The organism is Cupriavidus sp. L7L (assembly GCF_004353535.1).
Lineage (GTDB): Bacteria > Pseudomonadota > Gammaproteobacteria > Burkholderiales > Burkholderiaceae > Cupriavidus > Cupriavidus oxalaticus_A.
This window is the reverse complement of record NZ_SMNY01000004.1, coordinates 1-14998: the sequence shown is the minus strand read 5'-3', so window position 1 is coordinate 14998 and position 14998 is coordinate 1. Positions and strand designations below refer to the sequence as shown.

Sequence of the window (14998 nt, the reverse complement as noted above, 5' to 3'; positions counted from 1 at the left end):
ATACGATCCCATAGGTTGACTTATCCATGCGTATCTTCGGTATCAGCATCCATATCATCGTTGCGCTGTTCTTCGCCGTGCATGCGGTGCGCACGCACCAGAACATGTACTGGCTGCTGATCCTGTTCCTGTTCCCGGGGCTGGGCAGCCTGGTCTACTTCTTTGCCATCTTCCTGCCCGAGCTGCGCCAGTCGCGCGGCGCGCGCGCGGCCACGCGCGCCATCTCGCAACTGGTGGACCCCAACCGCGCGGTGCGCGAGGCCCGCACCGACTTTGACCGGGCGCCGACCGTGGCGCACCGCATGCGCCTGGGCGCCGTGCTGCTCGAAGCCGGCGAGCCGTCCGAGGCGCTGCAGCACTACCAGGCCGCGGCCAACGGCCCGTTCGCGTCCGATCCGGCGCTGCTGCATGGCCTGGCCCAGGCGCAGTTCGCCACCGGCGACGCGGCCGCCGCGCTGGCGACGCTGGAAAAACTGTTCGGCGCCAGCCCGCATGCGCGCCAGCAGCCCGACCCCGCCTTGCTGTATGCTCGCGCGCTGGCTGCCACCGGCGCGCCCGGCACGCGCGCCGCGTTCGAGCAGGCACTGACCAGCGCCAGCGACGCCGCGCCGCGCTGCCTGCTCGCCGACTGGCTGGCGGCGCAGCCCGATGCCGCCGACCGCGAACGCGCGCGAACTCTATGCCGAAATCGTCCATGACGCCCGCCACTGGCCGCGCCATGCCCGCGAGCACAACCGCGAGTGGCTGCAGCGCGCGCAGGCGGCGCTGGGCAAGTAAGGCGCGTTCCGGCCCGTTGCATGGCCACCGTGTATTTCTCGACAATATGACCCTACTGAAACGCAAATCGATTGAAGCCGTGGCCTCGCGCCGTCCGGCACGTGGCACACGCAACCGTGGCCAGGCGCCAGACTCGCGCGCGGCCCGCGAAGAAAAACGCATGACGCCGCGCTTTGCGCCGGTGACCTTCTCGGAGCTGGACGGCGTGCGCTACCTGCATTTCGGCACGGAGTGGGTGCAGGGCGCGATGCGCCTGCGCAAGCCGGATGCGATCGAGCTGGAATACGCGCAGCAGATGATGGCCTGGCTGCTGTTCCTGTCGCCTTCTGTGGATGAATTCCACGTGGTCCAGCTCGGCCTCGGGGCGGCGGCGCTGACCAAGTTCTGCCACCGCCAGTTCAGCCGCGCGCGCGTGACCGCGGTCGAGCTGAATCCGGCGGTGATCATCGCCGGGCGCAGCATGTTCGGCCTGCGCCAGGATGACGCGCGCCTGACCGTGCGCGAGCAGGACGCGTGGGACTACGTGATGGACGGCACCCACGCCGATGCCATCGACGTGCTGCAGGTGGACCTGTACGACGCCACCGCGCGCGGCCCGGTGCTCGACACCACCGCGTTCTACCGCGCCTGCCGCCGCACGCTGAAGGAGCCGGGCGTGATGACCATCAACCTGTTCGGCGACCACGACAGCTTCCCGAAGAATATCGAGCGCATCTGCGAAGCCTTCGATAACCGCGTGCTGGTGTTCCCTGAGGTCCATGACGGCAACATCATCGCACTGGCGTTCAACGGCCCGGAGATCGATGTGGCGTGGGAAGTGCTGGAAGCGCGCGCCGACGTGGTCGAGAAGACCACGGGGCTGCCGGCGCGGGACTGGGTGCAGAAGCTGCGCGCTGCGAACGCGCGGCAGGAAGAGCGGTTGAGGATCTGATCCAAACGCGCCCAAAGAGGAGGTTTGGGTGCTCCAAAGCCGCCTGAACTAGCCCAAGCAAGGTGTTCTCCCTCTCCCGCAAGCGGGCGAGGGAGAACACCGCGAGCCGATGACCAGCCGCCGACCTCACTCCTTGTGGAAAAACTGCGCCAGCGACCACTCGTCCGTCCGCGCCTCATACTTCAGTCCCTTCTTCATCGCCCACATCGCCAGCTGGCTGTGCGACGGAATGATCGCGTGGTCGGCCAGCGCGAACCTGGCCGCCGTGCGCGCGTTCTCCTCGCGCGCTTTCTCGCTGGAAACGGTGGTCAGCGATTTTTCGATCAGCTGGTCCAGTTGCGGGTTGCTGTACTTGCCCCAGTTCCAAGTGCCATACCCGGTCTTGGGATTGGGCGTGCCCGTGATCGAGCGCAGCGCCACATCCGCGGCTGCCGAACCCCACCCCAGCATCTGGAAGGCAAAGTCGCCCTGGCGCGCGCGCGTGAAGTAGGCCGCTACCGGCATGGTCTCGACCCTGGTCTGGATGCCGATGCGCGTCAGCATGCTGGCGGTGGCCTGCGCCACCGCGGCGTCGTTCAGGTAGCGGTTGTTGGTGGCATGCAGCGTCAGCCCGAAGCCGTCCGGGTAGCCTGCCTCGGCCAGCAGCTTTTTGGCGCCTTCGGGATCATAGGCGTCGGGTTTGGTGCCCGGATGCCCGAAGATCTGCGGCGACACGATCGACGATGCCGGCACCGCCAGCCCCTCCATGATGCGGTTGACGATGGCGTCGCGGTTCAACGACTTGCTGATCGCGGCACGCACGCGCGCATCCTTGAACGGGTTCTTGCCCAGCGGCTTGCCGGCCTTGTCGGTGACGAAGGGCGGGTTGTCGCGCGAGTGGTCCATTTGCCAGAAGATGGTGCGCCACGAAACCTGCTGCTCGATCTTGAACTTCGGGTTCTGCCTGAGCTTGGCCACGTCGGCCGACGGCACGCTCTCGATCACGTCGACATCGCCCGCCAGCAGCGCGGCGCTGCGCGCGCCGTTGTCGGTGATGATGCGGAACACGGCGCGGTCCCACTCCGGCTTGGGCCCCCAGTAGTTGGGATTGCGCTCCATCACGATTTCCTGCCCGCGCGCGAAGCGCACGAACTTGAACGGCCCGGTACCGATCATGGCCTTGCCCGAGTCGAAATCGGCCTGCGTCAGCGTGGCGGCGACCTTTTTCGGCATGATCGGAACGCTGTTCAGGTCGTTGGCCAGGTTGGCGTAGTTGGGCACGCTCATGGTCAGGCGCACCGTCAGCGGATCGGGCGTGTCGATGCGGGCGATCGGCTTGGTGTAGCTGGTGAACGAGCCGGGGCTGTTGGTCAGCTTGTCCGGGCGCTCCAGCGACGCCTTGACGTCTTCGCTGGTGAAGGGCGAGCCGTCGTGCCACTTCACGTTGGGGCGCAGCTTGATTTCCCAGGTGATGGCATTGACCGGCTTCCACGACAGCGCCAGGCCGGGGATATAGCGGGCGTTCTTGTCCATGAACACCAGCGACTCGAAGACATGCAGCGCGATCGCGTTGTTGGGGCCGGAGTTGTTCCAGTGCGGGTCCATCGAGGTGACGTCGGCGGCCAGCCCGATGCGCAGGTCCTCGGCATGGGCGGCGCCGGCCGGCACCAGCGCCAGGGCGGCACAGGCGGCACTGCCCAGCACCAGCGCGGCGGTGGCGTGGAGCAAGGTGCGGCGGGCGGGCTGGCTGGGCGTGGCGGTTGTCGATGGCATGGGACTGGCTCCTCGTACAGGTCCGGCGCTTGCGGACGGGTTCTCAGGCGGTTTGTCCCGCATTGTGCCGCTAAAGTGGCATGGTTGCAGCGTCCGATGCAAGGCTGCCGGGTCCGGCCCCGGTAAAATGGGGTCATGTTTGCCAATTCCCGCACCATCGTCTCGGCGCAGTCCGATGTCCACGAACACCTTGCCGCGCGTGTCGCGCGCCACCTGGCCGAGCCGTTCCGCAAGCCCATCGGCGAAGCCAGCCGCCGCGCGCTGAGCGCGGCGCTCGACAATTGGCAGCAGGCCGGCGGCGCGCCGCTGATCCTGGATGCCGGCTGCGGCGTGGGCGAAAGCACGCTGCGCCTGGCGACATCATTCCCGGACCACTATGTGATCGGCGTCGACCAGTCCGAAAAGCGCCTGGCCGCTGGCAAGGACTGGTGGGGCGAGGCGCCGGTGCCGGCCAATTTCTGCTGGGCGCGGGCCGACCTGGTCGATGTCTGGCGCATGCTGCAGGCCGACGCGGTGCCGGTGGCGCGCCACTACGTGCTGTACCCGAACCCATGGCCAAAGATCGGCCACCTGGGGCGGCGCTGGCAGGGCCATGCGGTGTTCCCGGCGCTGGCGGCGTGCGGCGATTACCTGGAATGCCGCAGCAACTGGCAGGTCTACATCGACGAGTTCGCGCAGGCGCTGGCGCTGGTTGGGCGTCCGGCGCAGGTGGTCGAGCCCTGGCAGCCGGCGCAGGCGATGACGCCGTTCGAGCGCAAGTACGCGGCATCGGGGCATGGGCTCTGGCGCTGCGTCAGCGAGCGGGGTGCCTGAAGCCAGCCAGGAAAACAAAAACGGCCCACGATGTGGGCCGTTTGCTTGCGTGGGCGCGGGAACTCAGTGGAACAGCGGCTGCTGCGTGGGCGCGTCTTCCGGCAGCTCCGCATGCACGATCTCGCCATTGCGGTCGGCATACAGCGGCGTGCCGCAATCCTCGCAATATTCCGGATCGAACAGCGCCGCGTGGCGGAAGATATCCTCCACGCCGGCGTTGCGCAGCTCTTCGCAGATCTGTTCGAGCGGGTTGCCCTTCTCGTCGGCATCGACTTCGCCGGCTTCGCGGCCGTAGACCGGCCAGACGATGCCGTAGATCACGTCCTTTTCACCGCGCATGGTGAAGCCGACGCGGTATTCCTCGACCACTTCCTCGCCGAACGCGGCCACCACCGCGGCCAGCTGGCCGGCGGAGATATCGAGCGTGCCGGCCAGGTAGTTGACGGCGGCGCGCACGGTCAGAGGACGGATGCTCTTGTCGGACTCACGGCACGACAGGAAGAAGGCGTCGGGGAGCAGCAGCTCGAACTCGCAGCCGGGCAGCAGCAGCGCCACCGACGGCTGGACCTGGGTGCGCCATTGTTCCAGGCACACCGAGCGCTCGGCGTGGTGCTCCTTGGCATCTTCCTGCCAGCGGAACAGCGCCTGCTCGTGCGGGGCTACCACCACGGCCAGCAGGTAGCGCGGGTCGGCCAGGATCGGCGCGGTCTCGGGCAGGTCGCGCAGGTCGACCTTGGGTACCGAGCCGGCCAGCGCGGCCGCGGCCAGCTTGTGCGTCAGCGCAAAGGTGTCGCTGTGGGTGCGCGGCAACTGGTCGATGCTGTACAGGTACGGCGACAGCGCCACCTTGGTGTCGGAAGCCAGTACATGTGCCTGCAAGTGCACGGCGAGCGTCTGGGCCAGCTCCGGCTTGAGCGCGCCCGAGGGGATGGCGTAACGCGTGTGCGCCAGGATTGGCGCGGCGATCAGCAGCGCGTCGTAGCGCTGGCCATCGACCTCGATGGTGGCCGATTCGGCCAGTGTCTCGGCCTGCTCGGCCAGCACGTCGGAGGCATCGGCGTTGTGCTTGAACAGGTGCTCCAGCGCCGCGTCCAGCGCGGTCTGGCTACCGTTCTTCAACAGGCGGCCCAGGCGCTGCGAGAGCCGCCGTTCCCAGTAGCCATCCTCCATGCGGCTGCCCGATGCGTCGAGGGCGAGCGCATCGGCCACCAACCGCTCGGCGTCGGGGGAAAGACGTGGGGAAGCCTTGGGGCGAAAACCTGCCATAGAAAGAAACCGTTCGTTTATGCGTAAAACGGTATTCTACTCGTTGCGTTGACAAGGCGGCCGCGCGATGCGGCGCGACTTGCCACCGGCGAGGCCGAAGACTTCTTTTTATTTCTGTCCGCCGGCTGCCGGCGCCGCCGGTGCGTGGGTCTCGACGCCGTGCTGCTCGCCGGAAATCGACACGTCGCTGCCGCCCTTGGTCAGCAGGTAGAGGGCTGCGCCGGCAACGACGACGAATGCGATGATGATCTTTGCCATGTTGTCTCCAGTGTATGTCTGAAGCGGGGTGGCCCCGCCTCCGGGCCATTGCGGCCCATGTTGTTTGGGACACAGTGTGGCAGCACTGCCTTGCGTGGAACTTACACGCGCGGGATGGCGCCGGGTGATTCCGGGGCCGCATCATGCGCACCATGACAAACGCCGCCCGGGAAGGCGGCGCTTGCATGGACCATCCGCGGGCGTCAGGCCGCCAGCAGCTGGCGCAGCACGAACGGCAGGATGCCGCCGTGGTTGTAGTAGTCGACCTCGATCGGCGTGTCGATGCGCAGCAGCACCGGCACGCGCTGCACGTCGCCGTTGGCGCGCTTGATCACCAGCACCAGGTCCTGCTGCGGCTTGAGCTCGCCCGGGTTGTCCAGGCCCGTGCCTTCGATGTCGAAGGTCTCGTTGCCGGTGATACCCAGTGCCTGCGCGCTGTCGCTGCCCTTGAACTGCAGCGGCAGCACGCCCATGCCGACCAGGTTGGAGCGGTGGATGCGCTCGAAGCTGCGCGCCACCACGGCCTTCACGCCCAGCAGCTGCGTGCCCTTGGCCGCCCAGTCGCGCGACGAGCCGGTGCCGTACTCCTCGCCGCCGAACACCACCGTGGGCGTGCCCTCGGCGATGTACTTCATGGCCGCGTCGTAGATCGACATCTGCTCGCCGGTGGGCTGGTGGATGGTGATGCCGCCTTCCACGCGCGCGCCGTCCGGCTTGGGCGGGATCATCAGGTTCTTGATGCGCACGTTGGCGAAGGTGCCGCGCATCATCACCTCATGGTTGCCGCGGCGCGAGCCGTAGCTGTTGAAGTCGGCCTTGAGCACGCCATGCGCCTGCAGGTACTTGCCCGCGGGCGAGGTGTCCTTGATCGAGCCGGCCGGCGAGATATGGTCGGTGGTCACCGAGTCGCCGAAGATGCCCAGCGCGCGCGCGTCGCGCACGCTGGCCGAGGCGCCCGACGGCTCCAGGCTGAAGTCCTGGAAGAAGGGCGGCTCGGCGATGTAGGTCGACTTGGGCCAGTCGTACACCTGGCCCTTGGTGCCCTGGATCGCGCCCCACAGCTTGCTCGGCTTCTTGACCTGCTCGTAGTTGCCCTTGAAGGTCTTGGCGTCCATCGCGAACTTCATCAGCGCGTGGATTTCCTCAGAAGTCGGCCAGATATCGCCCAGCCAGACGTCACGCCCGCCCTTGCCCTTGCCGACCGGCTCGGTCATCAGGTCGCGCGTGACATTGCCGGCGATGGCATAGGCCACCACCAGCGGCGGCGAAGCCAGGAAGTTGGCGCGGATGTTCGGGTGGATGCGGGCCTCGAAATTGCGGTTGCCCGACAGCACCGCGGCCGCGACCAGGTCGTTCTTGACGATGGCCTCGTTCAGCTCGGGCGTCAGGTCGCCGGCATTGCCGATACAGGTGGTGCAGCCGTAGGCGGTCACGCCGAAGCCCAGCTGCTCCAGGTACGGCAGCAGGCCGGCGGCCTTCAGGTATTCGGTGACCACGCGGCTGCCCGGCGCCAGCGAGGTCTTGATGTGCGGCGCCACTTCCAGTCCGGCTTCCACCGCCTTCCTGGCCAGCAGGCCAGCCGCCAGCAGCACGCTGGGGTTGGAGGTGTTGGTGCACGAGGTGATCGCGGCGATCAGCACGTCGCCGTTCTTCACTTCAATGCCGTTGCTGGTGCGGTAGGGCCGATCCAGCTCGGCCGCATCCTTGTTGAAGCCGTTCTCGGCCACCGGCTTGCTGAACAGCGACGCGAACGTGCTCTTGACGTTGCCGATCTCGATGCGGTCCTGCGGGCGCTTCGGCCCGGCCAGCGACGGCGCGACCGTGGACAGGTCCAGCTTCAGCGTCTTGCTGAAGTCGATGTCGCCTGCCTGCGGAATGCCGAACATCTGCTGGGCGCGGAAATAGCCTTCGAACGCGTCGATCTCCGCGTCGGTGCGGCCGGTGCCGCGGAAGTAATCGATGGTCTTTTCGTCGACCGGGAAGAAGCCCATGGTGGCACCGTACTCCGGCGCCATGTTGCCGATGGTGGCGCGATCCGGCACTGACAGGCTGGCCGTGCCTTCGCCGAAGAACTCGACGAACTTGCCGACCACCTTCTCCTTGCGCAGCATCTCGGTGATGGTCAGCACCAGGTCGGTGGCGGTGACGCCTTCGCGCAGGCGGCCGGTCAGCTCCACGCCGACCACGTCCGGCGTCAGGAAGTACACCGGCTGGCCCAGCATGCCGGCCTCGGCCTCGATGCCGCCGACGCCCCAGCCGACCACGCCGATGCCGTTGATCATGGTGGTGTGCGAATCGGTGCCGACCAGCGTGTCAGGGTAGTAGACCCCATCCTTCTTATGAACGCCGCGCGCCAGGTATTCCAGGTTGACCTGGTGCACGATGCCGAAGCCCGGCTGCACCACGCCAAAGGTGTCGAACGCCTGCATGCCCCACTTCATGAACTGGTAGCGCTCGTTGTTGCGCTGGAATTCCAGCTGCATGTTCAGGTCCAGCGCCCTCTTTTCGCGGAAATGGTCAACCTGCACCGAGTGGTCGACCACCAGGTCGACCGGCACCAGCGGCTCGATCTTCTTGGGGTCCTGGCCCATCTTCTCGGCCACGTTGCGCATTGCGGCCAGGTCGGCCAGCAGCGGCACGCCGGTGAAGTCCTGCAGCACCACGCGGGCCACGACGAACGGGATCTCGTCCACACGCTCGGCATTCGGCTTCCAGCCGGCGAGTTGCCTGACGTGTTCTTCGGTAACTTTCTTGCCGTCGCAGTTGCGCAGCACGGCTTCCAGCACGACGCGGATCGATACCGGCAGGCGCCCGAGATCGAGGTCCAGTTCCTGCGCGAGTTGCGGCAGGGAATAGAACTGGCCCTTGCCGGAAGCGCCGATCTTGAATTCTTTTAGCGTGTTCTTGAGGTTATGGGGCATTGCCGTACTCCGATCGAAGGATGATGCGATGGCATTTGGCTCGGACCTCTGAAACCGGATTCAGACCCCGGTGCGCTGCCGCGGCGTATGACCGCGGTCCGAGGTCGGCAGCGCACTGCAACTGCATACTCTAACCGCCGCGCGGCCTTGCCGCCACCCGGTCTCGATCGGCCGGGCCCCGGCCATGCCTTCCCGCGGCGCGACAGCGTGCCCGCGGCGGGTTGGCCCGCCCGCAAGGCAAAAGGGTGCCGGCGGCCGGAATTCAGGCGGCCGCCGGCACCCTGTACGGATTTACTGCTTCGGTGCCGCGCTTTGCTGGGTCGCGTCAGGCTGCTGCGCCTGCTGCGGCTGGACCGTCGGGCCGCCCGGGGGCGTGGCCAGCAGCGGGGCGCTGACCGGGGCGCGCAGGCCGCCGGCCTGGGTCGGCGCCGCGGCGCCTGCCTGCATGGCGGCGCTCTGGCAGTCGTCGGCCAGGCGCTGGCCCAGGTTCTTGTTGAACAGCATGGCCTTGCTCGGGATCACCACCAGGTCCAGGCCGGTGCGGGCGTCGTAGTAGCGGTCGGCGCCGGTCACGGTGGACTGACGCGGCAGCTTGTAGTCACGGCCTTGCCAGTGCACGGTCAGCACTTCGTCACGCAGCATGTCGCCGGAGATATAGATGCTGTTGCCCAGTTCGCACTGCCACTTTTCACCGGTCGGGGTGACTGCGGCGGCGGCGCCGGCAGCGGCGGCGGTGCCGGCTGCGGCCTTCTTCTTGGTCGAGGACTTCTTCTTGGTGGTCTGCTTGGCCGGCTCTTGCGCCATCACGGCGGTGGCGGTGGTCAGGCTGAACGCGCCGATGCAGGCGGCAAGTACGAGATGTTTCATTTTGTGAGTGCCTCTCGGATTTTGAAATCTGGTCTGTTTGTCGTTCGCCGCCGTCACATCAGGCGGCGCCTGGAAGGAAAGTCCGCCGCTATTCTCTACGATTTGCCGGAGCCCGCGAAGTGCGCTGGCCTTTGGTTACATAATCGGGGTGTCCGGTTAGTCCGGGTTCACTTACGCTTGCCGATCGGCACGAATTTGAGGTTTTCGGGGCCCACGTAGTTGGCGCTGGGGCGGATGATCTTGTTATCGATGCGTTGCTCGATGATGTGCGCGGCCCAGCCGGAAGTGCGTGCGATCACGAACAGCGGCGTGAACATTGCCGTCGGCACGCCCATCATGTGGTAGCTCACCGCGCTGAACCAGTCCAGGTTCGGGAACATCTTCTTGACGTCCCGCATGACCGTTTCCAGGCGCTCGGCAATGTCGAACATCTTCGTCGAGCCGGCGTCCTTCGATAGCGTCTTCGCCACTTCCTTGATGACCTGGTTGCGCGGGTCGCCCGTGGTGTACACCGGGTGGCCGAAGCCGATCACGACTTCCTTGTTCCCGACGCGGCGGGTGATGTCGGCCTGCGCCTCATCCGGGTTGTCGTAGCGCTTCTGGATCTCGAACGCGACTTCGTTGGCGCCGCCGTGCTTGGGGCCGCGCAGCGCGCCGATCGCGCCGGCGATCGACGAATACATGTCCGAACCCGTGCCGGCGATCACGCGCGCGGTGAAGGTCGAGGCGTTGAACTCGTGTTCCGCGTACAGGATCAGCGAGGTATGCATGGCACGCTCCCACAGCGCCGACGGCTGCTCGCCGTGCAGCAGGTGCAGGAAGTGGGCGCCGATGGAGTCATCGTCGGTCTCCACCTCGATGCGGCGGCCGTTGTGGCTGTAGTGGTACCAGTACAGCAGCATCGAACCCAGGCTGGCCATCAGGCGGTCGGCAATGTCGCGCGCGCCCGGGCCGTTGTGGTCGTCCTTTTCCGGCAGCACGGTGCCAAGCACCGACACGCCGGTGCGCATCACGTCCATCGGGTGCGCGCTGGCCGGGATCCATTCCAGCGCCAGCTTGACGTTGGCCGGCAGGCCGCGCAGTGACTTCAGCCTGGCCTTGTAGGCGGCCAGTTCGGATCTGGTCGGCAGCTTGCCGTGCACCAGCAGATGGGCGATTTCCTCGAACTCGCAGGTGTCGGCGATATCGAGGATGTCATAGCCGCGGTAGTGCAGGTCGTTGCCGGTACGGCCAACGGTGCACAGCGCGGTATTGCCGGCGGCAACGCCGGACAGCGCGACGGATTTCTTGGCTTTCGGCGCCGCGGGCTCTGCCGCGGCGGCCGGTGCTGCGGTCTTCGAAGCGGACATCCGGGTCTCCTTCGGTCGCGTCCGTGCTTTGTTGTTGTGGCGGGTCAGGCGAAGAACAGCGCTTCCACGTTGTCCGGCAGCGGCGTGCCGGTGGCCTGGGCGCGCTGCAGCAGCGACCAGTAATAGCGGTAGCTGGCGCGGTCGTGCAGCTGGCCGTCGTGGCGGATCGGTGCCCAGTTGTTCTCGTGGGCCGCCAGCAGGATCTGGCTGGCGGCGCCGATTTCATCCGCGCCCGGGCGGAAGGCGGCGACGATCGGCGCTATCTGGCCCGGATGGATGCTCCACTTGCGCAGGTAGCCGAACTCGGCGCGCGCGCGCAGCGCGTCATCGCCCGCCCGCTGGGGTGCCTGCACATCGGTGCTGACGTTGTGCGACGGAACCTTGCCATGGCGGTGGCAGGCGGCGGAGATTTCCAGCATGGCGCGGCGGATCAGCGGGTGCTCGAACTGCTGCGGCGAGCGCATGGCCTCGCCGGGAATCGCGCCGTGGTGCGCCGAGACGAAGTCCATCAGGCCGAAGCTCAGGCACTCCACCTGCACCAGCGCGGCGATGTCGAAAGCCTGTTCGAGCGCGGCGTGTGTCTCGATCAGCACATGGATCGGGATATGGCGGGCGATGCCGGCATTGCGCGCCACCTGGTTGACATGGTCGGTCACGCGCGCGACCTCGACCACGTCGGTCACCTTGGGCACGACCACGTAGGCCAGCCGCGCGCCGGCGGTGCGCACCAGCACGTCGACATCCTGGCGCCAGCTCGGGTGGGCAGGGTCATGAATGCGCACGCCGACGCGGTTGTGCGCGTTCAGCGGGCTGTTGACCAGTTGCGCGCACAGCTCGGCGTGCTCGCGCTCGTGGCCGACGGCGGCGCCGTCCTCGCAATCGAAGGTGATGTCGAAGACCGGCCCAAGCTCTTGCTGCAGGGCAAGCGACTTGCGCATCAGCTTTTCGCTGCCCGCATAGTGGTCACACACCGGCAACTGGACCGGGATGGCTTCGCCCTGGAACAAGACCTCGGATGGATGCACGGGAATTCAGGTGGGTTGGGGTTGGACGGGAAGGCACATCATAGCGCCCCAATATGAAAAAACCGGGGTCCGCGCCGATTCTTGAATCGTTGCGGAACCCCGGTCTTTCCCGGAACGCGCTGAAGATCAGCCCAGCAGGTGCTGCACGCCGGCCTTTTCTTCTTCCAGTTCGTTCAGGGTGATGTTGATCTTTTCCTGGCTGTAGGCGTCGATCTCCAGACCCTTGACGATCTCGTACTTGCCGTTGGCGCAGGTCACCGGGTAGCCGAACATGGTGTCGGCGGGGATGCCGTACTCGCCGTTCGACGGGATGCCCATGGTGACGACCTTGCCGTTGGTGCCCAGCACCCAGTCATGCACGTGGTCGATGGCGGCGTTGGCGGCCGAGGCAGCCGACGACAGGCCACGGGCCTCGATGATGGCGGCGCCGCGCTTGCCGACGGTCGGCAGGAACACGTCGTTGTTCCACACCGGGTCGTTGATCATGTCCTTGACGCTCTTGCCGTCAACGGTGGCATAGCGGTAGTCGGCGTACATGGTCGGGCTGTGGTTGCCCCACACGAACATCTTCTCGATCGACGACACCGGCTTGCCGGTCTTGGCGGCGATCTGCGACAGGGCACGGTTGTGGTCCAGGCGCAGCATGGCGGTGAAGTTCTCGCGCGGCAGGTTCGGTGCCGACTTCATGGCGATGTAGGCATTGGTGTTGGCCGGGTTGCCGACCACCAGCACCTTGACATTGCGGCTGGCGACTTCGTCCAGCGCCTTGCCCTGCACCGTGAAGATCTGGGCGTTGGCCTCGAGCAGGTCCTTGCGCTCCATGCCCTTGCTGCGCGGACGGGCGCCAACCAGCAGGGCCACGTCGGCATCCTTGAAGGCGACCTTGGGGTCATCGGTGATGACCACGCCGGCCAGCAGCGGGAACGCGCAATCTTCCAGTTCCATCACCACGCCCTTGACGGCGGCCTGGGCTTGCGGCAGGTCGAGCAGTTGGAGGATGACCGGCTGGTCTTTGCCCAGCATGTCGCCGTTGGCGATGCGGAACAGCAGGGAATAGCCGATCTGGCCAGCGGCGCCGGTCACTGCGACGCGCATTGGGGCTTTAGCCATGAGTAAATCTCCAAACGATAGAAGGGGGTAACCGGTCGGCGGCACGCAGTCGCCAACTCAAGGCGGCGTGCACGCCGGATGCTGGTTGTCGCCACAGCGGGGAGCGGCCGTCCGCCGGAACCAGGTGGCGGGGCCACGGGGCGGAACCGGTGAGGATGAGCCACAACGGGTCATGGTGATGCAACGAAGCGTAAGTCTACTGCGAAGCGAGCCGCCATTTCCAGACCGATTTCCAGTCCGGGCCGCGGGGGAGGGTGCCGGGGACGGCATCCGCCGGCGGCACGAGCACGGCATTCACGACATTCGCGGGCGTGGACCAGCGCGAGTGTAGGCCCGGCCTCACTGGCTGTCAATTCATATGTCTTATATAAGACATAAGACAATTAACGTCAGGCTGGCGCCCGCCGCCCTTTTATGGTGAAATCCCGCCTATGTCCTCCCTGTCTACGTCCCTCTCCGGCGCTGCCGCCCACGGTGCGCAGGACTCCGGCGCGGCCACGCCTGGCGCCGGGACGCAGGCGCCTTCGTCGACCCCGCCTTCGTCGACCCCGTCTTCGTCGGCCTCGTCATCGACTCCGTCGTCGACCCCGCCGTCGAACTCTCCCGCGCCGTCGTCATCTACTGCGCCCCAGGCCGCCGCCCAGCAGCCGGGCCCGCAGACCGCCCCGTCGCCCACCTTCAGTCCGCTGTACCAGCAGATCAAGGCGCTCATCATGCGCAGCCTGCAGTCCGGCGAGTGGAAGCCGGGCGAGATGATCCCCAGCGAAATGGAGCTGGCGGCGCGCTACAAGGTAAGCCAGGGCACAGTGCGCAAGGCCATCGACGAACTCGCCGCCGAGAACCTGGTGGCGCGGCGGCAGGGCAAGGGCACCTTCGTGACCACGCACCATGAGGACGTGGTCAAGTTCCGTTTCCTGCGCCTCGTCCCCGACGAAGGCGAGCCCCACTACGGCGCCAGCCACGTGCTGGAGTGCAAGCGCCTGCGCGCGCCCGCCGAAATCGCGCGGCTGCTCGATATCCGCACCGGCGACAGCGTAGTGCAGATCCGCCGCGTGCTGAATTTCTCCGGCGAGTCGACCGTGCTCGACGAGATCTGGCTGCTGGGCGCCAACTTCAAAGGCCTCACCGCGGAAAAGCTGACCGAGTGGAAGGGGCCCATGTATGCCTTGTTCGAGGCCGAGTTCGGTACGCGCATGATCCGCGCCTCGGAAAAGATCCGCGCCGTGGCCGCCGACGAGACGGCGGCCGAGCTGCTGTCCGTGCCGGTGGGTTCGCCGCTGTTGTCGGTCGAGCGCGTTTCATATACCTACGGGGATCGCCCTGTCGAGGTGCGCCGCGGGTTGTATGTGACGACGAAACACTATTATCAGAACGACCTGAGCTGAGTCATGGGGCCGGCGCGGTCCCTGCGTTGGCTGCGATTATTGCGGGTTTTGTGATGGTGGTGCGGGTTGTTGCGCAGCGCCGGTGAATATTGCTTGGCAATCGCCGTGTCATGTGTATGGTGTGCGATTGTCGGGCGGCGCCTGTTGGGCGCGATAGCTGAAAATTATTGGTGCAGCGCGCAACAAAGGCGCTAAAATCTCGTGGATTTGCCTCAATGCATCCCGTTGCATGCAGGCAATGGCAGTCTCGTTTCTTTGTTTACCGCTAATTGGGGTCTCGCATGGCTGAAGCCGTCAAACAAGCCAGGCCGGAGTTCCGGAATATCGGTATCTCGCAGATCGCGAAATACCGGTTGCCCTGGGCCGGCAAGGTATCCATCCTGCATCGCGTGAGCGGTGCCTTGATGTTCCTCCTCCTTCCCTTCGTCCTGTACCTGTTCGAGCAGAGCATTACCTCCGAACTGAGCTTCGCAAAGTTCTCGGCCCTGTTGTCCGGCGGCTTTGTCAAGCTGGTTGTGCTGGCCCTGATCTGGGGTTATCTGCA

Annotated in this window: 12 protein-coding genes and 1 pseudogene; 5 read left to right on the top strand and 8 right to left on the bottom strand. The window is 66.3% G+C overall.

What is annotated here, in order from left to right; genetic code table 11:
* The first annotated feature begins 26 nt into the window (after window positions 1-26).
* Window positions 27-777 (top strand): annotated as a pseudogene (locus tag E1J61_RS04865) (tetratricopeptide repeat protein).
* Window positions 778-823: 46 nt separating this feature from the next.
* Window positions 824-1708, top strand: a complete 885-nt coding sequence (locus E1J61_RS04860) for a spermidine synthase (protein WP_133093020.1) — start codon at window positions 824-826, stop codon at window positions 1706-1708.
* A 126-nt stretch (window positions 1709-1834) separates the two neighbouring features.
* Here E1J61_RS04860 and E1J61_RS04855 read toward each other — a convergent pair whose 3' ends face one another.
* Window positions 1835-3460, bottom strand: a complete 1626-nt coding sequence (locus E1J61_RS04855) for an ABC transporter substrate-binding protein (RefSeq protein ID WP_133093019.1) — start codon at window positions 3458-3460, stop codon at window positions 1835-1837.
* 135 nt (window positions 3461-3595) lie between these two features.
* Between E1J61_RS04855 and E1J61_RS04850 the strand changes: the two genes are divergently transcribed.
* Complete coding sequence (locus E1J61_RS04850) at window positions 3596-4273, top strand: tRNA (guanosine(46)-N(7))-methyltransferase TrmB (protein WP_133093018.1); 678 nt, start codon at window positions 3596-3598, stop codon at window positions 4271-4273.
* 63 nt (window positions 4274-4336) lie between these two features.
* On the opposite strand, the gene E1J61_RS04845 is transcribed toward E1J61_RS04850, so the two are convergent.
* The 7 genes from E1J61_RS04845 to E1J61_RS04820 form a co-directional block, all read right to left on the bottom strand.
* Window positions 4337-5539, bottom strand: coding sequence for a DUF2863 family protein (locus E1J61_RS04845; RefSeq protein WP_133093017.1), 1203 nt, complete (start codon window positions 5537-5539; stop codon window positions 4337-4339).
* Window positions 5540-5647: 108 nt separating this feature from the next.
* Window positions 5648-5797 (bottom strand): hypothetical protein, encoded by a 150-nt coding sequence (locus tag E1J61_RS37325; protein WP_165971428.1) that lies wholly within the window; start codon window positions 5795-5797, stop codon window positions 5648-5650.
* Between the two features lie 203 nt (window positions 5798-6000).
* Entirely contained in the window at window positions 6001-8718 is a 2718-nt protein-coding gene (gene acnA / locus E1J61_RS04840; RefSeq protein WP_133093016.1) for an aconitate hydratase AcnA, read from the bottom strand.
* Window positions 8719-9009: 291 nt separating this feature from the next.
* Window positions 9010-9585, bottom strand: a complete 576-nt coding sequence (locus E1J61_RS04835) for a hypothetical protein (RefSeq protein WP_133093015.1) — start codon at window positions 9583-9585, stop codon at window positions 9010-9012.
* Between the two features lie 167 nt (window positions 9586-9752).
* Entirely contained in the window at window positions 9753-10934 is a 1182-nt protein-coding gene (gene prpC / locus E1J61_RS04830; RefSeq protein WP_133093014.1) for a 2-methylcitrate synthase, read from the bottom strand.
* A gap of 44 nt (window positions 10935-10978) precedes the next feature.
* Entirely contained in the window at window positions 10979-11959 is a 981-nt protein-coding gene (locus E1J61_RS04825) for a CoA ester lyase (protein ID WP_133093013.1), read from the bottom strand.
* A gap of 126 nt (window positions 11960-12085) precedes the next feature.
* Window positions 12086-13069, bottom strand: coding sequence for a malate dehydrogenase (locus tag E1J61_RS04820; RefSeq protein ID WP_133093012.1), 984 nt, complete (start codon window positions 13067-13069; stop codon window positions 12086-12088).
* Window positions 13070-13500: 431 nt separating this feature from the next.
* Between E1J61_RS04820 and E1J61_RS04815 the strand changes: the two genes are divergently transcribed.
* Both E1J61_RS04815 and sdhC read left to right on the top strand, forming a co-directional pair.
* Entirely contained in the window at window positions 13501-14454 is a 954-nt protein-coding gene (locus tag E1J61_RS04815; protein WP_133093011.1) for a GntR family transcriptional regulator, read from the top strand.
* 281 nt (window positions 14455-14735) lie between these two features.
* Window positions 14736-14998 (top strand): succinate dehydrogenase, cytochrome b556 subunit (gene sdhC / locus E1J61_RS04810; protein WP_133093010.1); only part of this gene is annotated, 263 nt, incomplete at its 3' end.